Origin of the sequence: Lysobacter sp. 5GHs7-4, assembly GCF_021284765.1 — a bacterium.
GTDB lineage: Bacteria > Pseudomonadota > Gammaproteobacteria > Xanthomonadales > Xanthomonadaceae > Lysobacter.
In genome coordinates this window covers 740017-766228 of the sequence record NZ_CP089924.1, presented here as the reverse complement: position 1 = coordinate 766228, position 26212 = coordinate 740017, and the positions used below count along the sequence as shown (strand labels likewise).

General features: G+C 69.8%; 25 protein-coding genes. 9 read left to right on the top strand and 16 right to left on the bottom strand.

From position 1 onward, the window contains the following. The first annotated feature begins 101 nt into the window (after positions 1-101). The 4 genes from LVB77_RS03175 (at position 102) to LVB77_RS03160 (ending at position 4882) form a co-directional block, all read left to right on the top strand. Positions 102-2123, top strand: coding sequence for a lytic transglycosylase domain-containing protein (locus LVB77_RS03175; RefSeq protein ID WP_232908772.1), 2022 nt, complete (start codon positions 102-104; stop codon positions 2121-2123). Then, positions 2120-3040 (top strand): complex I NDUFA9 subunit family protein, encoded by a 921-nt coding sequence (locus tag LVB77_RS03170; protein ID WP_232908771.1) that lies wholly within the window; start codon positions 2120-2122, stop codon positions 3038-3040. The genes LVB77_RS03175 and LVB77_RS03170 overlap by 4 nt, the downstream gene beginning before the upstream one ends. A gap of 211 nt (positions 3041-3251) precedes the next feature. Beyond that, positions 3252-3629 (top strand): PH domain-containing protein, encoded by a 378-nt coding sequence (locus LVB77_RS03165; RefSeq protein WP_232908770.1) that lies wholly within the window; start codon positions 3252-3254, stop codon positions 3627-3629. 26 nt (positions 3630-3655) lie between these two features. Continuing rightward, positions 3656-4882 carry a multifunctional CCA addition/repair protein gene (locus LVB77_RS03160; RefSeq protein WP_232908769.1) on the top strand — a complete coding sequence of 409 codons (1227 nt, stop codon included), beginning with the start codon at positions 3656-3658 and terminating at the stop codon, positions 4880-4882. Between the two features lie 353 nt (positions 4883-5235). On the opposite strand, the gene LVB77_RS03155 is transcribed toward LVB77_RS03160, so the two are convergent. The 4 genes from LVB77_RS03155 to LVB77_RS03140 all read right to left on the bottom strand — a co-directional run bounded on the left by LVB77_RS03155 (position 5236) and on the right by LVB77_RS03140 (position 9790). Further along, positions 5236-7752, bottom strand: a complete 2517-nt coding sequence (locus LVB77_RS03155) for a TonB-dependent receptor (RefSeq protein WP_232908768.1) — start codon at positions 7750-7752, stop codon at positions 5236-5238. 127 nt (positions 7753-7879) lie between these two features. Then, the gene (locus LVB77_RS03150; RefSeq protein ID WP_232908767.1) at positions 7880-8323 is read right to left on the bottom strand and encodes a VanZ family protein; all 444 of its coding nucleotides are present in this window, start codon (positions 8321-8323) and stop codon (positions 7880-7882) included. Beyond that, complete coding sequence (locus LVB77_RS03145; protein ID WP_232908766.1) at positions 8320-9534, bottom strand: SAM-dependent methyltransferase; 1215 nt, start codon at positions 9532-9534, stop codon at positions 8320-8322. The genes LVB77_RS03150 and LVB77_RS03145 overlap by 4 nt, the downstream gene beginning before the upstream one ends. 76 nt (positions 9535-9610) lie before the next feature. After that, positions 9611-9790: a hypothetical protein gene (locus tag LVB77_RS03140; protein WP_232908765.1), complete on the bottom strand. Its 180-nt coding sequence runs from the start codon at positions 9788-9790 to the stop codon at positions 9611-9613. 138 nt (positions 9791-9928) lie between these two features. On the opposite strand from LVB77_RS03140, the gene LVB77_RS03135 reads away from it, so the two are divergent. Continuing rightward, on the top strand, positions 9929-10687 hold the full coding sequence (locus LVB77_RS03135; protein ID WP_232908764.1) for a pteridine reductase: 759 nt from the start codon (positions 9929-9931) through the stop codon (positions 10685-10687). A 240-nt stretch (positions 10688-10927) separates the two neighbouring features. Here LVB77_RS03135 and LVB77_RS03130 read toward each other — a convergent pair whose 3' ends face one another. The 4 genes from LVB77_RS03130 to tsaD form a co-directional block, all read right to left on the bottom strand. Next, positions 10928-11758, bottom strand: coding sequence for a DUF6159 family protein (locus tag LVB77_RS03130; RefSeq protein ID WP_232908763.1), 831 nt, complete (start codon positions 11756-11758; stop codon positions 10928-10930). Between the two features lie 147 nt (positions 11759-11905). Next, positions 11906-12394 (bottom strand): 2-amino-4-hydroxy-6-hydroxymethyldihydropteridine diphosphokinase, encoded by a 489-nt coding sequence (gene folK / locus LVB77_RS03125; RefSeq protein ID WP_232908762.1) that lies wholly within the window; start codon positions 12392-12394, stop codon positions 11906-11908. A gap of 62 nt (positions 12395-12456) precedes the next feature. Further along, on the bottom strand, positions 12457-12816 hold the full coding sequence (gene folB / locus LVB77_RS03120; protein WP_232908761.1) for a dihydroneopterin aldolase: 360 nt from the start codon (positions 12814-12816) through the stop codon (positions 12457-12459). 186 nt (positions 12817-13002) lie between these two features. Next, the gene (tsaD, locus tag LVB77_RS03115; RefSeq protein ID WP_232908760.1) at positions 13003-14028 is read right to left on the bottom strand and encodes a tRNA (adenosine(37)-N6)-threonylcarbamoyltransferase complex transferase subunit TsaD; all 1026 of its coding nucleotides are present in this window, start codon (positions 14026-14028) and stop codon (positions 13003-13005) included. A gap of 124 nt (positions 14029-14152) precedes the next feature. Between tsaD and rpsU the strand changes: the two genes are divergently transcribed. From rpsU to dnaG, 3 genes are all read left to right on the top strand, one after another. Further along, on the top strand, positions 14153-14368 hold the full coding sequence (gene rpsU / locus LVB77_RS03110; RefSeq protein WP_031371286.1) for a 30S ribosomal protein S21: 216 nt from the start codon (positions 14153-14155) through the stop codon (positions 14366-14368). A gap of 155 nt (positions 14369-14523) precedes the next feature. Further along, complete coding sequence (locus LVB77_RS03105) at positions 14524-14970, top strand: GatB/YqeY domain-containing protein (RefSeq protein WP_232908759.1); 447 nt, start codon at positions 14524-14526, stop codon at positions 14968-14970. A gap of 359 nt (positions 14971-15329) precedes the next feature. After that, entirely contained in the window at positions 15330-17099 is a 1770-nt protein-coding gene (gene dnaG / locus LVB77_RS03100; RefSeq protein ID WP_232908758.1) for a DNA primase, read from the top strand. A gap of 393 nt (positions 17100-17492) precedes the next feature. Here the strand turns inward: dnaG and LVB77_RS03095 are convergent, their stop codons facing one another. The 3 genes from LVB77_RS03095 to LVB77_RS03085 form a co-directional block, all read right to left on the bottom strand. Beyond that, complete coding sequence (locus tag LVB77_RS03095; RefSeq protein WP_232908757.1) at positions 17493-18617, bottom strand: membrane dipeptidase; 1125 nt, start codon at positions 18615-18617, stop codon at positions 17493-17495. Further along, entirely contained in the window at positions 18614-19750 is a 1137-nt protein-coding gene (locus LVB77_RS03090) for a membrane dipeptidase (protein ID WP_232908756.1), read from the bottom strand. Before LVB77_RS03090 ends, LVB77_RS03095 begins: the two co-directional genes overlap by 4 nt. A 98-nt stretch (positions 19751-19848) precedes the next feature. After that, the gene (locus LVB77_RS03085) at positions 19849-20298 is read right to left on the bottom strand and encodes a RidA family protein (RefSeq protein WP_232908755.1); all 450 of its coding nucleotides are present in this window, start codon (positions 20296-20298) and stop codon (positions 19849-19851) included. A gap of 114 nt (positions 20299-20412) precedes the next feature. Between LVB77_RS03085 and LVB77_RS03080 the strand changes: the two genes are divergently transcribed. Continuing rightward, on the top strand, positions 20413-21282 hold the full coding sequence (locus LVB77_RS03080; protein WP_232908754.1) for a hypothetical protein: 870 nt from the start codon (positions 20413-20415) through the stop codon (positions 21280-21282). A 122-nt stretch (positions 21283-21404) separates the two neighbouring features. Here the strand turns inward: LVB77_RS03080 and LVB77_RS03075 are convergent, their stop codons facing one another. The 5 genes from LVB77_RS03075 to LVB77_RS03055 form a co-directional block, all read right to left on the bottom strand. Continuing rightward, positions 21405-22646, bottom strand: a complete 1242-nt coding sequence (locus LVB77_RS03075) for an amidohydrolase family protein (RefSeq protein WP_232908753.1) — start codon at positions 22644-22646, stop codon at positions 21405-21407. Between the two features lie 116 nt (positions 22647-22762). Continuing rightward, complete coding sequence (cyoE, locus tag LVB77_RS03070) at positions 22763-23692, bottom strand: heme o synthase (RefSeq protein ID WP_232908752.1); 930 nt, start codon at positions 23690-23692, stop codon at positions 22763-22765. Positions 23693-23694: 2 nt separating this feature from the next. Beyond that, positions 23695-24843 (bottom strand): COX15/CtaA family protein, encoded by a 1149-nt coding sequence (locus LVB77_RS03065; protein WP_232908751.1) that lies wholly within the window; start codon positions 24841-24843, stop codon positions 23695-23697. 64 nt (positions 24844-24907) lie between these two features. Beyond that, positions 24908-25483, bottom strand: a complete 576-nt coding sequence (locus LVB77_RS03060) for a hypothetical protein (protein WP_232908750.1) — start codon at positions 25481-25483, stop codon at positions 24908-24910. Beyond that, positions 25480-26205 carry an SURF1 family protein gene (locus LVB77_RS03055; protein ID WP_232908749.1) on the bottom strand — a complete coding sequence of 242 codons (726 nt, stop codon included), beginning with the start codon at positions 26203-26205 and terminating at the stop codon, positions 25480-25482. The genes LVB77_RS03060 and LVB77_RS03055 overlap by 4 nt, the downstream gene beginning before the upstream one ends. Positions 26206-26212: the final 7 nt, after the last annotated feature.

Here is a 26212-nt window from a genome sequence, read left to right as displayed (position 1 = left end):
AATCACATTAAGTTGCGGCTTGCACCGCAATGCCGCGATTTGCAGCGCTCGCATAGCTCCAACACGCAAGCGATTCACCATCGCTAGGCTATAGTCCGGCCATGCTGCCACGCCCCCTCCCCCTGCTGTTCGCCGCGCTCGCGGCCACCCTCGCCACCGCCGCCTGCGCGCAGACCACGGCCGCGCCGCCGGCCGTCGCCAGCGTGCCCGCGCCCATCAACGATCCGCAGCTGCCGCGCGTGCGCGAAGCCCTGGATGCCGCCGAGCGCGGCGGCTTCGACGCCGCGCAATACGCCGACCTGTCGCGCCATCCGCTGTACGGCTGGATCGAGTACGCCAGCCTGCGGCGCAACATCGACGCGCTGTCCAACGCCCAGGCGCAAAGCTTCCTCGCCCGCTACGGCGACCAGGCCGCCGGCACCGCGTTCCGCGAAATCTGGCTGGCCGCCAGCGCGCGCCGTGAGGACTGGCCGGCGTTCCTGGCCGCGTGGAAACCCGAGCTGGACAAGAACACCGCGCTGCGCTGCGCCGAACTCAGCGCGCGCCAGGCCCTGCGCCGCGCCGACGCGCAGTGGACGCGCGACGCGCAGGCCGTGTGGACCGCCAACGGCAAGGCCCTGCCCAACGAATGCGATGCGCCGATGGCGCTGCTGTCCGCGCAGGGCGGCCTGAGCGAGGAACTGCGCTGGCAGCGCATCGACGCCGCCGCCGCCGAAGGCTTGCCGGCGGCGATGCGCAGCGCCGCGCGCGGCCTGCCCGCCGATCAGCAGGCGCAGGCCAACGACTACGCCGCCTTCCTCGACAGCGTGAACGAGCGCGCCCTGACCTGGCCCAAGACCGAGCGCAGCCGGCGCATGGCCTCCTACGGCCTGGCGCGGCTGGGCAAGTCGGCACCGGCCGCCGCCGAGGCGCAGCTGCCCAAGTACGCCAATGCCCTGGGCTTCAGCGACGAAGACCGCGGCCGCGTGCTGTACCAGACCGCGCTGTGGACGGTGGCCTCGTACGGCCCCGAATCGGCGCAGCGCCTCAACGCCGTGCCTGCGGTGTCCTACGACGAGCGTCTGCACGAATGGCGCGCACGCGAAGCGATGGCGCGCTCGGATTGGCCGGCGGCGCTGGCCGCGATCCGCAAGATGGGCGCCAAGCAGCGCGGCGATTCGCGCTGGCAGTATTTCGAGGCGCGCCTGACCGAACGCACCGGCGACAAGGCCGGCGCCGACCGGCTGTATCGCGAAGCCGCGCGCAAGCCCGAGTTCCACGGCTTCCTCGCCGCCGACCGCATCGGCCAGCCATACGCGCTGTGCCCGCTGATCCCCAACGACAGCGCCGCCGCCAAGGCCGCAATCGCGCGCGATCCGGCGGTGCTGCGCGCGATGGGCCTGTACAAGATCGAGCGCAAGTCCTGGGCGGTGCGCGAATGGGACGACGCCCTGTCGCGCTACGACAACGACCAGCGCCGGATCGCGGTGGAAGTGGCGCAAAGCTACGGCTGGTTCGACCGCGCGGTGTTCTCGCTGGGCAAGGGCAATCCGGACGAGCTGCGCCTGTACAACCTGCGCTTTCCGCTGCACCACGACGCCACCATCCGTCGCGAGTCGGCCAAGAACAACCTCGATCCGGCCTGGGTCGCGGCCGAGATCCGCGCCGAAAGCGTGTTCGACCCGAACGCGCGTTCCGGCGCCAACGCCATGGGCCTGATGCAGGTGATCCCGACCACGGGCGCCAACGTGTCCAAGCGCCTGGGCCTGCCCTGGGGCGGCGCGGCCACGCTGTACGACTCCGACACCAACATCATCCTCGGCACCGCCTACCTGCGCGAGCTGCTGGACAAGTACGGCGGCCAGCCCTACTTCGCCATGGCCGGCTACAACGCCGGCCCCGCGCCGCTGGCGCGCTGGCAGTCGCAGCGCCCGGGCATGGACGCGGACTTCTGGATCGAGACCATCAGCTACAAGGAAACCCGCGAGTACGTCGCGCGGGTGCTGGCCTTCAGCGTGATCTACGACTGGCGCCTCAACGGCGACGCGATGAACATGACCGACCGCATGCGCGGCCGCATCGACGCGCCGCGCAAGCGTTTCGTCTGCCCGCTGGCGGCCGCGCCGGCCACCAAGACGCCGTGAACGCCACCGCGCAACGCCACGTCGTCGTGCTCGGCGGCACCGGCTTCGTCGGCCGTCGCCTGGTCGCGCGCCTGCTGCGCGACGGCCACCGCCTGACGGTGCTCAGCCGCGGCGGCGATCCGGCCAAGCGCGCGCTGCTGCCGCGCGACTCCAGCCTGATCGAGGGCGACGTGCACGACGTCGGCTTCCTCAGCGCGGTGCTCGACGACGCCGACGCGGTGGTGAACCTGATCGGCATCCTCAACGAGCGCGGCGACGACGGCAAAGGCTTCGAGCGCGTCTACGTCACCCAGTTGGAAGCGCTGATCGAGGCGATGCGCGCGATGGGCGTGCGCCGCCTGCTGCAGATGAGCGCGCTGGGCGCCGGCAGCGGCGACAGCCATTACCTGCAGTCGCGCGGTCGCGCCGAACAACGCGTGCGCGCGTCGGGCCTGGACTGGACCCTGTTCCGCCCCTCGGTCATCGCCGGCCCCGGCGACGGCTTGTTCTGCCGCTTCGACCAGTTGTTGCGCTACGCGCCGCTGCTGCCGATCGGGCGCGCCGACGCGCGCTTTCAGCCGGTGTGGGTGGACGACGTGGTGAGCGCGTACTCGCGCGCGCTGGCCGACGGCGGCAGCATCGGCCAGAGCTACGACCTGGTCGGCCCCGACGTGCTCAGCCTGGCCGAGATCGTGCGCCAGACCGCGCGCGCGCGCGGCCGCCTGCGCGCGGTGATCGCACTGCCGCCCAAGCTGGGCCGCCTGCAGGCCGGCATCGGCGAGCATCTGCCGGGCAAGCCGATCAGCCGCGACAACTGGCGTTCGCTGCAGACCGATTCGGTCAGCGCCTACAACGGCCTGCCCAAGCTGGGCATCGCCCCGACGCCGGTGGCGCCGAGGGTTCGGGAGATTTTGGGGTTGGAGGCGGCGCGCGGGTGAGGCGCGGCTTGGGGGCGCAGCGCGAGATGCGTGCGCCTTCGGCTTACCGCATCCTACGGCCGGCGTCGCTTCCTTCTTTGCCCGTCATTGCCGCGAAAGCGGGAATGACGGGCAAAAACGCGAAACCTCCGCGATCGAGCCCCATCACCCTCGCCCTCCCGCCCCGCAACCCTTAGCATCGGTAGCCAACCCTCAAAACAGGAGCGCCGCCATGGGCCTGCTCGACACCCTGCTCGGCCACGCCGGCGACAAGCCGGTCGACAAGATCGCCGACGACTTCATGCCCCTGCTCGCGCCCGGCGAAACCGTGCAGCGCGCGTTCGGCGAAATCCGCGACCTGATCGTGTTCACCGACCGGCGTTTGATCCTGGTCGACAAGCAGGGCGTGACCGGCCGCAAGACCGAATTCCTCAGCCTGCCCTACCGCAGCATCGTGATGTTCTCGCTGGAGACCGCCGGCCACTTCGATCTGGAATCCGAACTGCGGGTCTGGGTGTCGGGCCAGCCGGCGCCGATCGTGCGCCACCTCGGCCGCAGCAGCGGCGCCGAGGACATCATCGCGCTGCTGGCGCAGAACTCGCCGCGCTGAGCGCGCGCCAGGCCGATGGTCGCGCGATGAAAACCTACCTGGTCGGCGGCGCGGTCCGCGACCGCTTGCTCGGACGCCCCGCGGGCGATCGCGACTACGTCGTGGTCGGCGCCACGCCGCAGGCCATGCTGGACGCCGGCTACAAGCCGGTCGGGCGCGATTTCCCCGTGTTCCTGCATCCGGACACCGGCGAGGAGTACGCGCTGGCGCGTACCGAACGCAAGTCCGGGCGCGGCTACCGCGGGTTCGTCGTCGATGCCGATCCCTCGGTATCGCTGGAAGAGGATCTGATCCGGCGCGATTTCACCATCAACGCGATCGCGCAGGACGACGACGGCTCCCTGATCGATCCCTACGGCGGCGCGCGCGATATCCAAGCGCGTGTGCTGCGCCATGTCGGCCCGGCCTTCGTCGAGGATCCGCTGCGGGTGCTGCGCGCGGCGCGCTTCATGGCGCGCTTCGCCGCGCTGGGCTTCAGCGTGGCGCCCGAGACCACCGCGCTGATGCGGCACATAGCCGAATCCGGCGAGCTCGCCGAACTGGTGCCCGAACGCGTGTGGCAGGAACTGCGCCGCGCGCTGGCCTGCGAACGTCCGTCGGCGTTCCTGCGCACCTTGCGCGACGCCGGTGCGCTGGCCGCGGTGCTGCCGGAGGTCGACGCACTGTACGGCGTGCCGCAACGCGCCGAGTACCATCCGGAAGTCGACACCGGCATCCACACCGAATTGGTCTGCGACATGGCCGCGCGTCTGGCGCCGGGCGACGATCTGATCGGCTACGCCGCGCTCACCCACGACCTGGGCAAAGCGCTGACGCCCGCCGACATGCTGCCCAAGCACCAGGGCCACGAACGCGCCGGCCTGGAACCCTTGCGCGCGCTCAGCGAGCGCCTGAAGGTGCCGACCGATCATCGTCTGCTCGCCGAAGCCGCCTGCCGCGAACACCTCAACGTGCATCGCTTCGATGAACTGCGCGCGGCCACGGTCTTCGAGCTGATCGCGCGCTGCGACGGCTTCCGTCAGCCCGAGCGCGTGCGCCGCATGAGCGTGGTCTGCGAAGCCGACAAACGCGGCCGCACCGGCTTGTCGGAAGTCCCGTATCCGCAAGGCCAGCGCCTGCGCGACGCACTGGACGCCGCGCTGGCCGTGCGCGCGTCCGAGATAGCGAAGGGCCGCAGCGGCCCCGAAGTCGGCGAGGCGCTGCGCCGCGCGCGCATCGCGGCCATCGCCGCGGTGGCGCGACCGCCGGAGTAACTCCAGCGGCCCCTGGAGCACCGATGGCCGCTTTCTGTGGGAGCGGCGTGAGCCGCGATTGAGGCTGCGCACGCGTAGCGAACTCCGCCGCGCCATCGCGGCAACATCGCGGCTTACGCCGCTCCCACAGCGCCAGTGGCGACTTGTACCGATACATCGCAGGCTTTGGGGTAGGAGCGGCGTAAGCCGCGACCGCGAAGCCGCGGCTGCGACGAAACCCATGCAGCACGGCGGTTTCCGGGTCGCGGCTTACGCCGCTCCTACCCCAAGGCGCTATATCGCGTCCGGAAAAAAAGAACGCCGGGCGGCCTCGCGGCCGCCCGGCGTTCCTGCCACTCCACCGTGCGCGCGGCTTAGAAGCGGTAATCCAGCCGCACGTAGTAGCTGCCGCCGTTCATGCCGAACGGCATGGTTTCCCAGCCGTACTTGAAGCCCAGCGACGGGAACGGGTTCACGCCCGGGTTGTCGGCGCCGACCGACCACTTGTCCGGGTACTGGTCGAAGATGTTGTTGCCGCCCACGGTCAGGTGCAGGTTGTCGTTGAACGAGTAGCGCACCGCCAGGTCGAACAGGGTCTTGCCGCCCCAGGTCTGTTCCGGCGCGAAGAACTCGCCGGTGACCGAGCCGTAGTAGTTGGCGCGGCCGGTGATGGTCCAGGGGCCGGCTTCGTACACGCTCTGCAACACGTGGTGCGCGCGCGGCTGGCCGCGCTCGACCAGGGTGATCTGCGCCGCGTCGAACAGTTGGCCCGGCGACAGGATCGGTGAGTTGGAATGGATCTCGCGCACCTCGGTCTTGTTGAAGTGCACCAGCGCGGTCAGGGTCAGGTTGCTGCCGCTGGCGAACTCGGTGTTGTGGTTGGCGACGATGTCCAGGCCGGTGGTGCGGGTGTCGATGGCGTTGGTGAAGAACTGCGCCTGGCCGACGCGGAACGGCGCCAGCGCGGCGGCGATCGGGCAGTTGCTGTTGCTGGCGTTGCAGGCCAGGCCGTCGGTGCCGACCGACTCGGGCGCGATCACACCGGAGAAGATGATGCGGTCGTCGATGTCGATGCGGAACAGGTCGGCGGTCAGCGAGAAGCGCTCATTGGGCTTGAACACCATGCCCACCGAACCGCTGCGCGAGGTTTCTTCCTTCAACGGCGCCACGCCCAGCGCGCGCGTGACTGCGCTGTCCTGACGCGCGGTCAGGGTGTCGGTGAGGGTGCCGTCGGGATTGAGGTTGGTCGAGACCTGGTTGTAGTACTGCTGCTGCACGCCCGGCGCGCGGAAGCCGGTGGACAGCGTGCCGCGCAAGGCGAAGCGCTCGCTGGCGTTGAAGCGCGCCGACAGCTTGCCGGTGGTGGTGTTGCCGAAGTCGGAGTAGTCCTCGAAACGCACCGCGCCGCCCAGCAGGAAGCGCTCGCTCAGGTTGGTTTCGGCATCGAAGTACAGCGCCATGCTGTGGCGCCCCTCGTCGACCTCGGTGCCGGGCGTGAAGCCCGGGAAGCCCTGGATGCCGCCGGCGGCGATGTCGCCGGTCTGGCCGCGGATGACGATGGCCGGATTGTTGGTGCGCCCGTACATGTACGACACCGGGTCGCCGGCCTCGATCGCGTAGTTGTCCTGGCGCCATTCGAAACCGGTGGCCAGGTACAGCGGATTGTCGTTGAAGCCCTTCACGCTGCCGCGGAAGTCGAGGTTGAAGGTGGTCTGGTCGTACTTGAGCGTGCCGGTCTTGGCCTTGGTCGGCGAGGCGGCGTAGATGCCCGCGGCCGGGTTGGCCGGATCGCGCGGCTCGTACCACCAGCTCACGTTGACCGAGTTGGCTTCCTCGAAGCCGAACTTGCTGCGGCCGTGGTTGATCGAAACGTCCCAGTCCCAGTTCTCGCCCAGCGGCGCCTTGTAGCCGACCGCCAGCGAGGCGTCGTCGACCGTGGTCAGGATGTTGGGCAGGAAGCCGTTCGGGTACAGCGCCGGCACCGTGCGGTTGTCGCCGGCGCTGCGGAAGAAGCCGGAGGAATCGCCCTCGCGACGCGACAGGCCGCCGAACCAGTACAGCTCGCCCTTGCCCACCGGCAGGCCGGCGTTGAGCCACAGGTAGTAGTCCTTGGCGTCGGCGTCGCCCAGGCGCTGGGTCACGCGCGGCGGATTGGTGCGCAGGCTGTCGGGGCCGGCACGGTTGGTCTCGTTGCGGTTGCGCGCTTCGGCCGACAGGTTGATGAAGCCGTCCGCGCCCAGCTTGAAACCGGTGTTGACCGAGCCGTGCAGCATCTCGCCGTCGCCGGCGTAGTACTGCGAGCCCTCGATCGACAGCTCGGTGTGGTCGGTCTGGCGCTTGAGGATGATGTTGATCACGCCGGCGATCGCGTCGGAACCGTACTGCGCAGCGGCGCCGTCGCGCAGCACTTCGATGCGCTCGATCGCCGACACCGGGATCGCGTTGATGTCGGTGCCGGCCGAACCGCGGCCGATGGTCTGCTGCACGTTGACCAGCGCCTGCTGATGGCGGCGCTTGCCGTTGACCAACACCAGCACCTGGTCCGGACCCAGCGCGCGCAGCGTGGCCGGACGCAGGATGTCGGTGCCGTCGCTGACGAAGGTGCGCGAGAAATTGAACGAGGGCTCCAGCATCTGCAGGATCTGGCCGACCTCGAGCGCGCCGGTGGCGTTGATCTCTTCGCGGCCGATCACGTCGACCGGCGCGGCGGTGTCCTCGGCGGTGCGGCCGCGCACGCGCGAGCCGGTGACTTGGACGGTGTCCAGCGTGGTGGCGGTGTCCTCAGCGGTCGCGGGCGCTGCGGTTTGGGCATAAACGGGTGAGGCGATCGCGCTGGCGGCCATGGCGGCGGCCACGGCCAGCGCCAGTCGGTTGCGGTGCACTGCGGACATGGTCGGTTCCTTGCGAATGAGGTGGTCGGGCTTCCCCCTGAAGCCCGGCCCGAGGTTCACAAGTTCTTAACCTTTGCGCAATACGCCGTGTGACTGTGCCGACTTTGGCTCCACGACCCCGGTCACACTATGACGAATGCGTGTCCGCCAGGCGGCCGTCGATGCGCTGCAGCATGAGCGCCAGCCGGGTCGGGGCCGTCATCAGCCCGGCCAGCACGCCCAGGGCGTTGGCGAAGGCGTCGCGGCTGTCGCCCATGCGGCTGTCGGTGAGCAGCGCTTGCGCGTATTCCAGGCCCACGCCCAACACGATCAGCGCGGCCGCGCTCAAGGCCTGTGGCCGCATGCGCGCGAACAGCATGCAGGCATACGCCGACAACAAGGCGTAGGTCAGGAAATGGCCGACCTTGTCGGAGTTGGCGAACGGCGACGGCGGCAGATCGCCCGCGGGCAGCAGCGACACCGCGATCACCGCGATCACACCGGCCGCGCCCAGCGCCAGCCAACGGCGCGGCGCGCGGAACGCACGCAGCCACGGCCCCTTGGGCGCGCCGGTCCTGCGCGCCGTGCTCACAGACGGTGGCTCAGATCGCCGGCCAGGAAGGCGACGCCGAATTCGACGTCCTTCTCGAAGCCCATCACCTGGAAGCGCTCGCCCATCTCGCTGGGCAGGGTCAGGCGCTTGATCTCGTTGTGGCGGCGCTGGCGCTCGGCGTCGTCGGCGATCGCCTCGACGCGTTCCAGCACGCCGGCCAGACCGTTGCCGAGCAGGAAACTGGCCTGCGAGCAGTAGCCGGCGAAATCGAAACCGGCGCCGACACCGGCCTCGGCCAGCGCGGTGAAATCCACCGAGGCGGTCAGATCCTGCAGGCCTGGCCACAGCAGCGCGTCGTGGTGCATGCGGTGACGGTAGAACGCGCGCAGGGTGCCGTCGCTGCGTTCGGGTGCGTAGTACTCGGCGCGCGCGTAGCCGTAGTCGACGAACAGCATCGCGCCGGCGCGCATGCCGCCGGACACGGCCTGGATCCAGTACGGCAGCTGCGGCAGCAGTTCCGAGCGATAGCCTTCCTCCAGCGCGCGGCCCAGGCGCCGTTCGACCTGGCGCACGGCGTTGCCGAGGAAGGCGTCGGCCTCGCGCAGTTCGCGCGCGAAACCGTCGCCGTCGATCACGACGTTTTCCTCGTAGACCTCGCCGTTGCGGATCGCGAAGCGCGGCGTCGGCAAGGCGTCGATCACCTCGTTGGCGAACAGCACGCCGTCCCAATCCTCCGGGAACGGTCCGTCCAGCCATTCCAGCAACTCGAACAGCGGCGGCGTCAGGCGCTCTTGCAGGCGCTCGCGCTGGCGGTGGCGCAGCTCGGCGCTGGGCTCGAGGATGGCATAGCGGTCCGGCAGCGCGTCCAGCTCCAGCAACCGCTTCAACGCGACCTCGGCGAAGGCGCCGGTGCCGCCGCCCAGTTCCAGGAAGCGCGCGCCGGGCCCGAGCTGGCGCAGCACCGGCGCGACCGCCTCGGCCACGCAGGCGGCGAACACCGGGCCGATCTCGGGCGCGGTGACGAAATCGCCGTCGCCGCCGAACTTGCGCGCGCCGGCGCTGTAGTAGCCCAGCCCCGGCGCATACAGCGCCAACTCCATGAAACGCGAGAACGGGATCGCGCCGTCGTTGACCCCGATCTGCTCGCGGATCAGCGCCTCCAGGCGCGCGCTGTGCTCCAGCGCGTCGGAGCCCGGCGCGGGCAGGGTCGCGGCGTCGCGACGGAGGTCGTTCAGGGTCGGATCGGACATACGGTCACCGGAATCGTACTTTTCGGGCACGCCGCAAAGCCGCGTCGCGCTCACACAAGAGTACCTGCTATGGCCTTTAATCCGGCCCACGCTGCGAGCGGTACAAAACGATCCAGTGCGCGAGCTCGCACACCACGGCCAGCATGCCGGCCAGCCACCACCACCTTGAGCTGAAGTACAAACATACGGCCAGCAGGAACAGGAACCCTGCGCAGTATCCCAGCAACGTCCCCGTCGACCGCTTCAACTTGGGCATGGCTCGACTCCGGTGGCAGCGACGGCGCGAAAGGCCCGCTCACCGAGGGAGTGGTGACGAAGCGGCTCCGGATCAAGCGCCGCGCATCGTGTCCGGCCGCATGGGACACTGGCCGCCACCCCGTCGCCCGCGACCGCCATGCCCCCCACGCCCGCCCCCGTCGCCCTGGTCACCGGCAGCGCCAAGCGCATCGGCGCCGCGATCGCGCGCGCGCTGCACGCCGACGGCTACGACTTGGCCCTGCACTACCGCGGCTCCGCCGACGCCATGACCGCGCTGGCCGCCGAACTCGAAGCCCGCCGCCCCGGCAGCACCCTGACCCTGCAGGCCGATCTGGCCGAATTCGACCGCCTGCCGGAACTGATCGCGCACACGGTCGGCCGCTACGGCCGGCTCGATGCCCTGGTCAACAACGCCTCGGCGTTCGCGCCCACGCCGATCGGCAGCGCCACGCCGGCGCAGTGGGACGCGCTGTTCGCCAGCAACGCGCGCGCGCCGTTCTTCCTGGCCCAGGCCGCGGCGCCGCACCTGCAGGCCGCGCAAGGCGCGATCGTCAACCTGGTCGACATCTACGCCGAACGCCCGCTGCGCGATCACGCCCTGTACTGCATGGCCAAGGCCGCGCTGGTGATGGCCACGCGCGCGCTGGCGCTGGAACTGGCGCCGCAGGTGCGGGTCAACGCGGTCGCGCCCGGCGCGATCCTGTGGCCGGAGCCCGGCGCCGACGGCGCGGGTAAGGACGAAGCGGCCAAGGCCGCGATGCTGGCGCGCACGCCCCTGGGCCGCACCGGCAGCGCCGAGGAAATCGCCGAAGCGGTGCGCTGGCTGCTGCGCGAGGCGCGCTACACCACCGGGCAGGTGCTGCGGGTGGATGGCGGGCGGTTGTTGGGGGAGTGACCCGCAGGGCCGGATGAGGGTCCGACATGAGGTTCGAGCATCGCGCTCGCGCCGAACCCTCACCCCAACCCCTCTCCCGGCGGGAGAAGGGCTAAGTGGCGCGAGGTTTCGGATTTTCCTTCTCCCGTGGGAGAAGGTGGCCCGTAGGGCCGGATGAGGGTCCGACATGAGGTTCGAGCATCGCGCTCGCGCCGAACCCTCACCCCAACCCCTCTCCCGGCGGGAGAGGGGCTCCAGGCATTACTTCGGCGCGAACGCCGTCTGCAGCTCCAGCGAACGGAACGCGGCCGGCGCTTCGCCTTCGGTCGCGTAGCGGTACAGCGCCGCCGAGTAGATGCCGCTCAGCGCCGACTGGTACACGCCCAGCAGCAGCACCGCGATCACGAACACCGCGCCCACCGCGATCGCCAGGCCGACCGACACCTGCGCCGCCGCGAAGGCCAGCAGCGCGCCGACCGCGATCACCGCGAAGGTGATCAGGCCGAACGCCGCGCCGATGCCGACGTTGCCGATCGCGTTCTCGCCCCAGGTCTGCTTGAGCAGGCCGATGCTGCACTTGAGCGCGTCGATCGGGCCCACGTTCTGGCTCACCAGCACCGGCACCACCATGAAGGTGGCCAGGGTCCAGGCCGCGCCCAGGCCGGAGCCGATCATGCGCACGATGAAGTTGTTGTCGCGGTCCTTCAGCGACTGCAGGATCAGGCCCACGGTCGCGGCGATCGCGGCGTAGCCCAGGATCGCGGGCAGGCGTGCCTTGGCGGCGTTGAAACCGTCGCGCAGGGTCGGGTCGCCGCCGTCCAGGCGGATCATCGCCGCGCCGACCAGGGCGCAGTTGAAGAAGATGATCACGCTGTACTGGCAGAAGTAGAACAGGAAGCCGAACACGATCCCGCCCACGCCGACGCCGTTCTCGAACAGGCGCAGCGCGAACATCGGCACCAGGAAGGTCGCCAGCACCAGCAGCGTCGCCGCGCTGGAGATGATCGGGAACAGCATCAGCTCCTTGTCCGAGCGCAACACGCCCGCGCTCGCCTTGACCAGACCCCAGCTACGCGAAAACTTTTCGAACATCGTGCGATCCCCCGTGGATGAATGGACGCATGCTCAGGCCAAACCCGGCACATCGCAAGCGCTGGCGGCGACGCGCCGACCGGCGGCGTGCGCTCATGGAGGCATAGACCGACGGCAGGCGGCGGATGTGACCGGCGCCGCGCGCGCTCACTCGCCGATGTCGGCGACCACCGCCGCCTGCCCGTAGTCCGGGTGCGCGCGCCACAGCTCGGCCAGGGTGCGGCCGTCGCCGGGCACCACCAGCGCCGGCGCGATCTCGGCCAGCGGGCGCAGCACGAAGGCGTGCTTGAGCTCCGGGCGCGGAATGCGCAGGTTGCCCGGCCCGTCGAAGCTGCGGTCGTCGTAGAGCACGATGTCGATGTCCAAGGTGCGGTCGCTGTAGCGCGGGCCGCTGCGGTCGCGGCCGTGGCGGTCCTCCAGCGCGTGCAGCCAGTCGTTGAGCGCCTGCGGCTCCAGCTCGCTGTCGACGATGGCGGCGCTGTTGTAGAAGTCGGCGCCGTCGAAGCCGACCGCGCGCGTGCGATAGACCGGCGACAGCACCACCTCGCCGAAGCGCTCGCGCAAGGCTGCGATCGCGCCGCGCAGATGGACCGCGGCGTCCAGGTTGCTGCCGAGACTGAGGTAAGCCTTGCCCATCGCTGTGTCCGCTGCGCCCGGGCGTCGCCGGACGGGATCGAAGAAGGAAATCGCGCCGCGGCTCAGCCGGCGGCGCGTTCGCGCACGATCTGCACGCCGACCGCGCGCGCGCCGCGCACCGCGCCGGGCTTGCTCAGCTTCAGCCGCACCCGCCGCACGCCGAACTCCTCGATCACGATCGCCGCCACGCGCTCGGCCAGCGTTTCCACCAGGCCGAAGTCCGACTGCGAGACGTACTCGATGATGCGCTTGCTCACCGCCTTGTAGTTCAAGGTGTCCTCGATCGCGTCGCTGGCGGCGGGGATGCGGTTGTCGAACGACATCTCCAGGTCGAACACCAGCGGCTGGCGGATGCGCCGCTCCCAGTCGTAGATGCCGATCAGCGCCTCGATTTCGAGGCCTTCGATGAAGACGTGGTCCATAAGCGTCGGGATTGGGGTTCGGAACTGAAAAGGGGAAGAAGAGGCGTTCGTAAGCGGCGGTATTCGAGCAGCCGGAGCGACGATAGCCAACGTGCCCGCGCCATTCCAACACCGTCATCGCCGCGGACGCGGGGATCCAGTGACTTTAGCGCGCAAGCCCCGCCATCGGCGAACGCTCGCGAAGGCTCACACCACTTCCGGCAACTGCGCCATGTCCCAGCGCGGCGTCACCCTCACCGACGCGTCCTCGCGCTGGCCCGCCTGCAGGCGCAGCGCGCCAGCGTAGGCGATCATCGCGCCGTTGTCGGTGCAGAACGCCGGCCGCGGGAACGCGACCCGGCCGCCGCGGCGGTCGGCCATCTGCGCCAGCCGCGCGCGCAGGCGCTTGTTGGCGCCGACTCCGCCGGCCACCACCAGGGTCTCGCAGCCGGCCGCGTCCAACGCGCGCTCGCATTTGATCGTCAGGGTCTCGACCACCGCGTCCTCGAAGCCGCGCGCGATGTCGGCCATGGTCTGCTCGCTCTGGTCGCTGTCGCGCCAGGTCAGCAACACGTGGGTCTTGAGGCCGCTGAAGCTGAAATCCAGCCCCGGACGGTCGGTCATGGGCCGCGAGAACTTGTAGGCGCCGGGCCGGCCGCGTTCGGCCAGCGCGGCCAGCTGCGGGCCGCCCGGGTACGGCAGGCCCATGAGCTTGGCGGTCTTGTCGAAGGCCTCGCCGGCGGCGTCGTCCAGGGTCTCGCCGAGCAGGCGATAGCGCCCGATGGCGTCCACCGCGACCAGCTGGGTGTGGCCGCCGGAGACCAGCAGGGCCACGAACGGCGGCTGCGGGCGGCCCTGCGGGTCGTCCTCCATCAGCGGCGCCAGCAGATGGCCTTCCATGTGGTGCACCGCCACCGCCGGCAGATCCAGGGCCCAGGCCAGCGAGCGCGCCACCCCGGCCCCGACCAGCAGGGCCCCGACCAGGCCGGGGCCGGCGGTATAAGCCACCCCGTCCAGGTCCTCCACCCGCAGCCCGGACTCGTCCAGGGTCTGGCGGATCAGCGGCAGCAGCTTGCGCACGTGGTCGCGGCTGGCCAGCTCGGGGACCACGCCGCCATACTCCGCGTGCAGGGCGATCTGACTATAGAGCGCGTGCGCACGCAGCCCGGTTTCGGTGTCGTACACCGCCACACCGGTCTCGTCGCAGCTGGTTTCGATGCCCAGAACCTTCATCGGCGGGCCTGCGGTAGGGGGTCTTTCGCCTTCATGGGGGCTATGTTGCACCTTCCGTAGCCCCGCCGCTATAATGCACGGCTCGCCCGGTCTGCACGGGCCGGTCCCCGAATCGAGATTACGTATGCCCAGCGTCAAAGTCCGCGAAAACGAGCCCTTCGAGTTTGCCCTGCGTCGCTTCAAGCGCACCTGCGAAAAGGCCGGCGTGCTCGCCGAGACCCGCAAGCGCGAGTTCTACGAGAAGCCGACCCAGGAGCGTAAGCGCAAGGCCGCTGCCGCGGTCAAGCGTCAGGCGCGCCGCGCCTCGCGCGACGTCACCAAGCGCCAGCGCTTGTACTGATCGCGCGTCCCACGCAGCCCCACCGTCCGTGGACGGGGCCTGCGAGGGATGACCAAGGAGCCGGCCGCGCCTTGCGCCGCCGGCTTTTTGCGTTTCGGCCGCCATGCGGCCCACACCCCATTCCCACCCTTCCGGTCCCTCTCCAGGAGCGCGCCATGAGCCTCAAGCTACGACTCACCGACGACATGAAGGCCGCGATGAAGAGCGGCGACAAGCAGAGCCTGGGCGTGATCCGCCTGATCAACGCCGCGATCAAGCAGAAGGAAGTCGACGAGCGCATCGAGCTGGACGACACCGCCGTGATCGCCGTGCTCGACAAGATGGTCAAGCAGCGCCGCGATTCGGTCAGCCAGTACGAAGCCGCCGCGCGCGAGGATCTGGCCGCGGTCGAGCGCGACGAGATCGTGGTGATCGAGCGCTACATCCCGGCCAAGATGGGCGAGGCGCAGATCCTGGCCGCGATCGATGCCGCCATCGCTGAGACCGGCGCCGCCGGCCCCGCCGACATGGGCAAGCTGATGGGCCCGCTCAAGGCCAAGCTCGCCGGCCAGGCCGATATGGGCCAGGTGTCGGTGTTGGTGAAGCAGCGCCTGAGCAAGTAAGACTTTCCGGCCCGATCGGGCCACCGCAAGGAGGTGCACCATGAAGCGTAACCACACCCACGACGTGAGCTTTCGAAACCACCCGTAAGCGTCGCAAAGGCTACCCATCCGAGACCCAGGTAAAACGCGGCGACCGGGTGGTCCACTCGAACAAGGAATTGATCGAGAAGCTGGGCCGCAACGATCCCTGCCCGTGCGGGTCCGCTCGGAGGTTCAAGGTACTGCTGCCTGCGCAGCGGCCGCTATGAAGGCTCCGAACGCGACCACTACTTTTAGGGACTGAGCATCGTCTCCAGACAAAGCCGGGGCTGCCCGGCTTTGTCGTTTTCACCCTGACTGCATGGCATCCTAGCCCTCCGATGGCCCGCATCCCCGACGCCTTCATCGACGACCTGCTCGCCCGCTCCGACATCGTGGAGCTGATCGGCGCGCGCATTCCGTTGAAGCGGCAGGGCAAGGAATATTCGGCGCGCTGCCCCTTTCACGACGAGCGCTCGCCCTCGTTCACGGTATCGCCGACCAAGCAGTTCTATCACTGCTTCGGCTGCGGCGCGCACGGCACCGCCATCAGCTTCCTGATGAACTACGACCGCCTCGAGTTTCTCGATGCGGTCGAGGAACTGGCCAAGCGCCTCGGCGTCGAGGTGCCGCGCGACACGCAACAGCGCAACGAGAACTCCGACAGCCGCGATCTGTACGCGGCGGTCGAGGCCGCGTCCAAGTTCTTCCAGAAGCAGTACGGCCTCAGCGGCAAGGTCCAGGGCTACATGGACCACCGCGGCGTCAGCGCGGACGTGCGCGAGCGTTTCGGCATCGGCTACGCGCCCGACGGTTTCAATGCGCTGCGCGACGCGCTGGGCACCGACGAGCGCCGGATGAAGTTGCTCGAACGCGCCGGGCTGTTCTCCAAGAACGACAGCGGCCGCGTCTACGACAAATTCCGCGACCGGGTGATGTTCCCTATCCACGACCGCCGCGGCCGCACCATCGCCTTCGGCGGGCGCGTGCTGGACAAGGAAGACGGGCCGAAGTACCTCAACTCGCCGGAAACCCAGCTGTTCCACAAGGGCCGCGAACTCTACGGCCTGTGGCAGGTGCGCCAGGCCCATACCAAGATCCCGCGCCTGATCGTGGTCGAGGGCTACATGGACGTGGTCGCCCTGTTCCAGCACGGCGTCGACACCGCGGTCGCCACGCTAGGCACCGCGACCACGCCCGACCACGCCGAACTGCTGTTCCGCAACGCGGCCGATGTCTATTTCTGTTTCGACGGCGACCGCGCCGGCCGCGGCGCGGCCTGGAAAGCGGTGGAGTCGGTGCTGCCGCGCATGAAGGACGGGCGCCAGGCGTTTTTCCTGTTCCTGCCCGACGGCGAGGACCCCGATTCGCTGGTGCGCAACGAGGGCGCGGAAGGGTTCGACCGCCGCCTGCGCGAGGCCACGCCGCTGTCGCAGTTCCTGTTCGATTCGCTGTCCGCCGACGTCAACCTCGGCACCCTGGAAGGCAAGGGCCGTCTGGCCGAACGCGCCAAGCCGCTGCTGGCGCAGATTCCCGACGGCGCCTTCGGCGATCTGATGCGTCAGCGCCTCACCGAGCTGACCGGCGTCGGCGCGCGCGCGAGCACGCCGGACACGCATGTGCCCGCGCAGCGCGCGCGCGGCAACGCGCCGCCGCAGAAGCGTTCGCTGGTGCGCGCGGCGATCGAGCTGCTGCTGCAGCAGCCGTCGCTGGCGCTGGAGCTGCCCACGCCCTACCGCTTCGCGGTGCTGCGCCAGAACGGCATCGAGCTGCTGACGGAAATCGTCGAGCTGATCGCGGCGCGGCCGGACATCAACACCGGCGCCCTGATCGAGCACTTCGCCGAACGCGAGGAAGCCAAGGCGCTGCAGAAACTCGCCGCCGGCAGCTTCGTCGGCGACGAGCAGGTCATCAACCGCTATTTCCTGGGCACCATCAGCCAGCTGGAGCTGCAGGCCGTGGAACAGCGCCAGGCCGAGATCGCCGACAAGCTGCGCGAACTCGGGCCGTCGGCGCTGAGCATGGAGGAGCGCGCGGAAACCGCGCGCCTGCTGCAGGAAGCGCGCGCGCTGCGTGCGCAGATCGCGGGGTATTCGGGGCCTGCGCTCTGAGGGGAGTCGGTGTGCCCCATCGGCCCGTAGGCGTATCGCGCGGTGCGCCTTCAGTTTCCGCAGTTGCTTTTAGCTCGTCATTCCCGCGAAAGCGGGAATCCAGTGACTTCAGCGCACAGCTTCAAGTCGCGGAGCATGTCTCGGTGCACAGCTAGCCCCGATAGGCCTAACGTGCACGCAAGCATCTTCCAAGTCACTGGATTCCCGCTTTCGCGGGAATGACGGCAAGAGCAGAAGCCGGCCGGACTGCTCCTGCGAAAACTCTTGCGCGGATCACGGTCTCGTAAGGTGCGGTGACAACCGCACCATCGCGATCCCTCGAAGCCACGCGACGGCGCGGTTCGCTTGCGCTCACCGCACCCTACGTCGACGCGGCGACGCGCTGCCCGGCGCTCAACCCCAGACTTCGCTCATCACCCGCTTGAAGTTGCCGCCCAGGATTTTGCCGATGCGCGCGTCGGAATGGCCGCGCGCCGACAGCATCGCCGCCAGGGTTTCGAAACGGCGCGGGTGGTTGAGGTCGGGCAGGATCAGGTAGACGTCGTCGGCTTCGCCCGGCGCCGAGATGCCCTTGGCGCGGCGCTCGGCGATGAACTTGCGGTGCTCGGCCTTGTACTCGGCGGTCAGGCGCGTAGCCGACACGGTGCCGTCGCTGCCCAGGCCGACATGGTCTTCGCCGCAGATCTTGACCGCGTGTTCGAGGTGCGCGATCAGGTCGGCGGCCATCGGCTGGCCCTTGGTGCGCAGGAACGGCATCAGGTAGATCCCGACCACGCCGCCGCGCTCGGCCACCGCGCGCAACTCGGCGTCGGTCTTGTTGCGCGGCAGCGCGGCCAGCGCGGCGCAGCCGGTATGGCTGATCACCGCCGGCGACTTCGAGGCGGCGATGCCTTCCAGCGCGGTGCGGCGGCCGCTGTGGGCCAGGTCGACGACGATCTTTTTTTCGTTCAAAGCCTCGATCAGCTGATGGCCGAACTTGCTCAGACCGCCGTCGCCCGGCTCCAGGCAGCCGTCGCCGACCAGGTTGCGCAGGTTGTAGGTGAGCTGCACCACGCGCACGCCGCTGCGATGGAACAGGGTCACGCGGTCGAGGTCCTCGCCGATCGGCGTGGTGTCCTGGAAACCGTAGATCAGCGCGGTCTTGCGCTCACTCTGCGCGCGCTGCAGATCGGCGCCGGTGCGCGCCAGCAGCAACTGCTCGGGATGGCGCGCGGTCTCGTCGTCCCAGGAGGCGATCTGCGCCATGGTCTGCTCGAACGCATCCTCGTAGCGCCCCACCGTCGACACGGTGACCTGCATGGCGCTGAGCCCGGACTCGCGCAGATCGCCCAGCTCGAGCGCGTCCAAGGGCGCATCGCCCTGGTGGTCCTGCCGGCCCAGCGTGCTACAGGCGTCCAGCACGAAGGCGTCGGTATACGGCGCCCACCGCGGCGGCGGCGCGAAGGCCTGCGCGTTGCGGGCCAGGCCGGTCAGCGCGAGGCCGCCGGCACCGAGCAGAAAACCACGACGGTCGATCATCCCCACACCTCGGTCATGACGCGGGCGAAGTTGCCTCCGAGGATCTTAGCGATGCGCGCATCCGAATGCCCGCGCGCCGACAGCATCCCGGCCAGCGTCTCGAAGCGGTCGGCGGTGTTGAGGTCGGGCGGAAACAGGAACAGGTTGGGATCGCGCCCCTGCTCGAAGATGCCGTCGGCGATCATGCTTTTTATGAACTCGGTGTTGTCCTTCACGTACTCGGGCGTGATGTCCACGGCGGTCAGGTTGAGGTCGGTGCCGATGCCGACATGGTCCTCGCCGCAGACCTTGAGCGCGTGTTCGATATGCCGAATGATGTCGGCCGAGGTCTGCTGCCCCTGCTTGCGCAGGTACGGCCAGAACATGATGCCGGCGACGCCGCCGCGATCGGCCAGCAGCTTGAGCTCGTCGTCGTAGACCATGCGCGGCACGTCGGCCAGCGCGCGGCAGCCGGTATGCCCGATCAGCACCGGCACCTTGGAGGCCAGGATGCCTTCGCGGATGGTGCGCGGCGCGCCGTGGGCCAGATCGACCACGATCTTCTCGGCATTGAGCCGCTCGACCACCTGATGGCCGAGATTGCTCAGGCCGGCGTTGCCCGGCTCCATGCAGCCGTCGCCGATCAGGTTGCGGCGGTTGTGGGTGAGCTGCAGCACGCGCAGGCCTTGCTCGCGGTACAGCGAGATACGGTCGACGTCCTCGCCCAGGGTCTCGGTGCCCTGGAAGGTGAGGATGATGCCGACCTTCTTTTCGCGCTGCGCCTGTTTGAGGTCGGCGGCGTTGCGCACCAGCAGCATCACCTCGGGATGGCGCGCGATGGTCGCCTTCCAATCCTCGACGCGCTGCTTGGTCTCGGCGTAGGCCTGGTCGGTGTACCAGAAGCGGCCCTGCGGCGCGACGCTGGCCATGATGCCGGTCAGTCCGCACTCGCGCAGCGCTTTCAACGCGGTGGGCACGCCCGGGTCGTCGGGCTTGATGTAGAACAATTCGGTACCGCCCAGCGCGTCGATGGCGAGGGTGTCGCGGTACGGTTTCCAACGCGGCGGCGCGGCCGCGGCGGCGAATGCGGGGTTGGCCATGGCGGCCAATGCGGCCAGTCCCGCGGCGCCGATGAACTCACGTCGATCGATCATGTCTGCCCTCCGTGTGCGTCGCGCAGACTCTAGCCCACCGCGCGGCCGCAGCATGCACCGGCTCGGCGCATGCCGGGGCCTGCGGGCGCGCGGGACGATCAATCCGCCGCGATCGCCTCGATCTCCAACCGCCAAGCGCTGTCATAGATCCCGGCCACCACCACGGTCAGTGCGGGCGGATGCGGCAGCCGGCCCAGCAGCTCCTGCCGCACCGCCCGCGCCGCGTCGCGATCCTCGCGTCGCGCCAGATAGATGGTGACCTTGAGCAGGTGCGCGTAGCCCATGCCCGCCGCCTGCAGTTGCGCGCCGACATTGCGCCAGGCCAGCCGGCACTGGTCCTCGAACCCTTCCGGTACCTCGCCTTGCGCGTCGGCCGGCACCTGCCCGCTCACGAACAGCCAGCGCCGTGGCTGGCGCACTTCGGCGGCCTGGGCATAGGTGCCGTCGGCGACCGCGTAACTGCGCCGGCCCCGTCCGGCCGCCGGCGCGGCCGCCGCCAGCGGCGCGCAAGATGCCAATGCCGCCGCGCAGAAATGTCTTCTGTCCATCGTCGCCCCTCGCTCTGGATGTCGCGGCATCATAACCGTTAAAACTTGTTTTACCGGTAGAGCCGCGCTAGGCTGCGGCGAACAGGGCGCCCGCCCTCGCCCGAGCCCGCCGCTATGCGCACCTGTCTGCCGCTGTGCCTGCTTGCCGCGCTCGCCGGGGCCTGCCATGCGGACGCAACCCAGCCGTGGACGCCTGCGGCGATCGCCAGCGATCAGTACGAATCCTCGCCGACGTTCTCGCCGGACGGGCGCGAGCTGTACTTCATGCGCAGCGATCGCGCGTTCGGCCGCTACCGTCTGTTGATGTCGCGTTGCGAGCGCGGCGGCTGGAGCGCGCCGGTGCCGCCCGCGTTCGCGGGCCCGCCGCGGGCCCAGGAAGCCGATCCCTACTTCAGCGCCGACGGCCGGCGCCTGTACTACGTGTCCTCGCGCGCGAGCCGCAATCCCGACGATCTGGACATCTGGCGCGTCGAGCGTGGCGACGACGGCGCCTGGGGCCAGCCGCAACGCCTGCCCGCGCCGGTGAACTCGACCGAGTCCGAGCTGCTGCCGCGCGAGACCGCCGACGGACGGCTGTACTTCGGTTCTTCACGCCCGGGCGGGCCCGGCCTGACCGACATCTATCTGGCCACGCCACGGGCCGACGGCGCCTGGGACGTGGACCTGGTCGGCCCGCCGATCAGCACCGCGGAACAGGAGTACGAAGTCGAGGTCTCGCGCGACGGACACCGGCTGATCCTGGTCGGACAGCGCGGCGACGGCCGCTCGCACTTGTACCGGTTCCAGCGCGAGGACGGGCGCTGGGTCGCGCAGGGACGCGTGCCCGCGCGCGAGGACGTGTTCCAGGTCGGCCCGCTGCTATCGCCGGCCGGCGATCGGGTTTTGTTCGGACAAGCCGCCAACCCGCGCGACTCCGGCGAGCTGTTCCTGGTCGATCTCGCGCCCGATCCGGACCGCAGCTGGCCGCCACGCTGCGGCGACTAAGCGAATGGAGGCCGCCGTAGGATGCGGCGACCACCGCGCCGTCTCATCGTGCCCTCGCGATGGTGCGGCTCACACCGCACCCTACGGCGCCGAAGTCCGTGGCGCGCGCGGCGCGCACTGGCTCAATAGATCTCGCCCTTGCGGACTTTCCACTCGATCCCGCGCAAGGCAGCGGGATCCGCCAGGGGATCGCCGCGCAGGACCAGGAAGCTGGCTTCGTATCCCTCGGCGATGCGGCCGATGCGGCGCCGCGGAAACAGCAGCGCGGGCGTGGTCTCCACCGCCGCGCGCAGCAGCTGCGGCAGCGGCATCGCCTGCAGCCGCGCCAGATATTCCAGCTCGGCCAGCGCGGTGCCGTCGTAGCGGTCGCTGCCGATCGCGATCGCCACGCCGGCGGCGACGAGCCGTCGCAGATTGTCGCGCTGCAGGCGCTGCACGCGCTCGAGCTTGGCCGGATCGTCATTGGTCTGCAGTGCGGCGTTGGCGGTCGCGATCACCGCGATGCCGCGCTGCGCCGCGCGCGCGATGTCGGCGTCGTCGAGTCGATAGTCGGCCTCGTCGCGGCCATCCCAGATCTGATAGCCGGGCAAATGGGCGATCAGATCGACACCGGCATCGACGGCGACACGGAAGTCCGCTGCGGATTCCACATGCGCCGCCACGCGCAGGCCGTCGGCGTGCGCTTTGCGCACCAGCGGCGCCACCAGTTCCGGCTTCAGTCCGTTGTAACCGAAGTGGCGCGGGTCGCCGCGCCGCTGCGCCAGCTCGCTGTGGACCAGCACCAGCTTGACCAGATCCGGCTGCGCGGCGCGCACCAGCGGCCATTTGCCTTCGATGTCGGCCGGCGTGTCGACGACGATGTAGTCGCGGTCGTATACCTGCTCGGGCGCGAGCAGGCTGCCGTCTGGATTGCGCCGCGCCATCGCCAGCGGATGGCCGTCGGAACTGGAGATGCAGGCGCTGGCGTACAGCACCTCGATCGGAGCCGCCCCCAGTTCGGCGCGCGCGGCTCGAGTCGAGGCGGCGTCGCCGCACAGCATGGCCGCGTACTGCACGCCGTCGGCCAGATAGCGCGCGCGATGATTGCGCACGCCCCAGGCGTTTTGCAGATTGTGGTTGTGCGCGTCCGCCAGCGGCGGCAACACGTAGCCGCCGCGCAGGTCGCGCACGTGGTCGATCCGGGCCGGCTTGCGCTGGGTCAAGGTACCGTCCACCGCGTACCAACGCCCCTGCACGAAGCGCGTGCCGTCGAACCAATGCGCGTTGCGGTACTCGACGATCGCGGCGGCCGCGGGAACGGGCGCGCACAGCAGCAGCCAGACCGCTACCGGCGCGGCGAACAGACGGACGAACAGGGAACGCATGCGGCACATCCTGCGGGAACGGTCCGCCTTGGATGCGGATTCGCGCCGCCGGGTTGCGCGCGCGGCGCGTCCGCCACAGTCGGCACACCGTCGCTAGGACGGCGTGCGCGACGCGGTCAGACCACCGGCTGCAATTCGAACAGCGGCGCCGGCTGCATCAGCGGCAGCAGCCAGTGATCGACCAGCAGGAACGCGAACAGCGCCATCAGATAGACGATGGAGTAGTTGAACACCTTCATCGCGTACAGCTCGTCCGGCGGGTCCATGAGTTTCCAGGCGTAGGCCAGGAACACCAGGCCCAGCACCAGCGCGCCGCCCAGGTAGAACAGGCCGCTCATGCCGGTGGCCCAGGGCAGCACCGTCACCACCACCAGCAGCACGGTGTAGAACAGGATCTGCCAGCGCGTGTACTGCACGCCGTGGGTGACCGGCAGCATCGGCACCATCGCGCGCGCGTAGTCCTCGCGGCGGAAGATCGCCAGCGCCCAGAAGTGCGGCGGCGTCCAGACGAAGATGATCAGCACCAGCAGCAGCGCGTGCGGGTCCAGGGTGCCGGTGATCGAGGCCCAGCCCAGCGCCGGCGGCGCGGCGCCGGCGATGCCGCCGATCACGATGTTCTGCGGCGTCGCGCGCTTGAGGTAGACGGTGTAGATCACCGCGTAGCCGATCAGCGAGGCGAAGGTGAGGATCGCGGTCAGCGGGTTCACCCACGCGATCAGGATCGCCATCGACAGCGCGGCAAGGATCAATGCGAACACCAGCGCCTGCCGCGGCGTGATCTGGCCGGCGACGATGGGCCGCCACGACGTGCGCGCCATCTTGGCGTCGATGCGCGAGTCCAGCAGTTGGTTGATCGCCGCCGCGCTGGACGCGGCCAGCCAGATGCCGAGGAAGCCGAGCAGGCCGCGCACGGTCTCGGCAATGGTGGGCATGCCGTCGATCGCGAGCAGCATGCCGACCAGGGCGGTGAACACGATCAGCGCGACCACGCGCGGCTTGGTCAGATCCCAGTATTGGCGTGCGCTGGCGCGTTGGACGGTGGCCACGTTCAATTCTCCGGCGCGCGCAGACGCGCGAGCAAGGACACCAGCACGAACAACAGCAACACCGCGCCGGCGTTATGCAGCACCGCGATCGTCAGCGGCAGGCTGAGCTTGACGTTGGCGATGCCCAGGCCGACCTGGGCCAGCGTCAGCAGCGCCAGCAGCGAGCCCCAGCCGGGCATGCCCGGCGTGCGCAGCAGCTTGATCGCCAGGCCCAGCAGGTACACGAACACCACCATCGCCATCGCGCGATGGGCGAGCTGGATCGCGATGCGCGCCTCACCGTCGAGGATGCCGCCCTCGTAGTCCACGCCGATGCCGCGCCACAGCACGAAGGCTTCGCGGAAGTCGTGCTTGGGCATCCACTGGCCGACGCAGGTCGGGAAGTCGTTGCCGCAGGCGAGCGCGGCGTAGTTGGCGCTGGTCCAGCCGCCCAGCGCGATCTGCACGCCCAGCAGGACGATGCCGACGATCAGCAGCCTGCGCACGGTCGCCGCCTCGGCCAGGCGGATCGGCAGATCGGTCGCGCGCCAGGCCATCCACAGCAGCAGCGAGAACGTCAGCAGGCCGCCCAGCAGATGGCCCATCACCACGATGGGCTTGAGCAGCCAGGTCACCGTCCACATGCCCAGCAAGGCCTGGAACACGATCACCGCCAGCGTCAGCGCGGCCACACGCGACAGGTCGCTGTTGCTCCAGCGCAAGGCGGCGAACAGCAGCACGGCCTCGCCGATCGCGGCCAGCACCGACGCGGCGACGTGCTGGCCCTTCATGTACAACGGTATCGACACCGCCACCAGCGCGGCCGCCACGATCACCTGCGCCACGCCGTAACGGCGGCGACGCGCGGCCAGCAGCGCCAGGGTCAGCGTCAGCACGCCGAGCAAGCCGGCGATCATGCGGTGGAACTGTTCGCGCCAGGCCTTGTGCACTTCCACCGGACGGATCGCGGTGGCGGCGTGGTCGCCGATCTCGTGCGCGGCGGTCGGCCATGCGGCGCGGCCATAGCAGGTCGGCCAGTCGGGGCAGCTCAGGCCGGCGTTGGACAGGCGCACGAACGCGCCGAACACGATCACGCACAGCGCGAGCGCGACCGCCAACCAGGCGATGCGGTGGAAGTTGCGGTACCAGGTCGGTTTGAACGTCACGTTCATGCGGAACTCTTGCGGTGGTCTCGGTGGCGAGCGGAGGCGGACGCGGCGGCGGTCCGCCACCGGATCACATCAGTTTCAGCAGCTTGGACAGATCGCTGCGCAGGCCGGCCGGATCGAAGCCCGGAGCGTAGCGCAGAATCACGAAGCCGTTCGGGTCGATCACGTAGACCGGCACGCCCTTGGGATCGTCCGCGCGCGGCAGGCCGGCGCGCAGCTGCGGCGTGGGCTGCAGCACACGCAGCGCGGCCGGGTGCGGCGCGCCCGCGGGCGGCTGACCGATCCACAGCAGATCGACCGAATCCGCGTCCTTGCCGAACAGCTGCCAGACGGTGTCCAACTCCTTGGCCAGCTTCACGCATTCGGCGGCGCAGCCGGCCGGCGGCGCCAGCGCGATCCGCCACCGGCGTTCGGCCGGACGCCATTCGTAGGCCTTGCCGTCGGCCAGGCGCGGCGTCACCTCGCGCAGATCGCCGGGCGGTTGCAGCAGTTCGCCGTGGTTCTTCATGCCGTGTGGGCGCCAGCCCGAAAAACGCAGCGCGCCGGCGATCAGCATGCTGCCGAAGAACAGCGCGAAGATCGCCAGCAGCATCGCGCGGTTGCGATTGCGCTTGGCGGTGTCGTCGGGGGACGGTGCGTTCATCGGCGGGACTTCCGGAAAGTGAGGATCAGGGCGGTGGCCAGCACCGCGGCGGCCAGCGCGAACCATTGCAGCGCGTAGCCGCGGTGCTGTTCGGGCGGCAGGGTGTTGGCGAGCAATTCCAGGTCGCGCTCGTAGCCCAGCTTCAGCGCCGGGTCCAGGCGCAGCACGCGCGGCGCCAGCGGCACCGACAGGCCGATGCCGGGGCCGATCGCATCGGTGTCGACGCGGGTCAGCAGCCAGCCCTCGCCTTCCTCGCCTAGCGCGGGCCCCAGCGCGATGCCGGTCGAAGGCGGCGGCGCGAGCAGGCCGCGCAGTTCCATCGCGCCCTCGGGGCGCGGAATGCTCGGGAAGCGGCGCTGCCCGTCCAGGGCCAGCCAGCCCAGGTCGACCAGCAGCGGGGTGCCCGCACCCCGCTCGGGCACGAACACGCGATAGACGCGCACGCCGGCGCGGCCGTTGCGCTGCTGGTTGTCCAGCAACAGAGCGCCGCGCGCGTCGAAGCGGCCGCGGCCGCTGGCCCAGTCGTAATCGCGGCGGCGGGCCGGGTCGGCGGCCTGCGCCAGCGGAACCGCCTTGCGCTCGCTCAGCACCCGCGCCGAAGCGTCCAGCATGGCCTGCTTCTCCACCGCGCGCCGCGACTGCCACAGGCCGAGATTGGCGAACACGGCGACGGTCAGCAGCGCCAGCGTCCAGCCGACGGCGAGGTTGCGCCGGCGACTCACGACATCC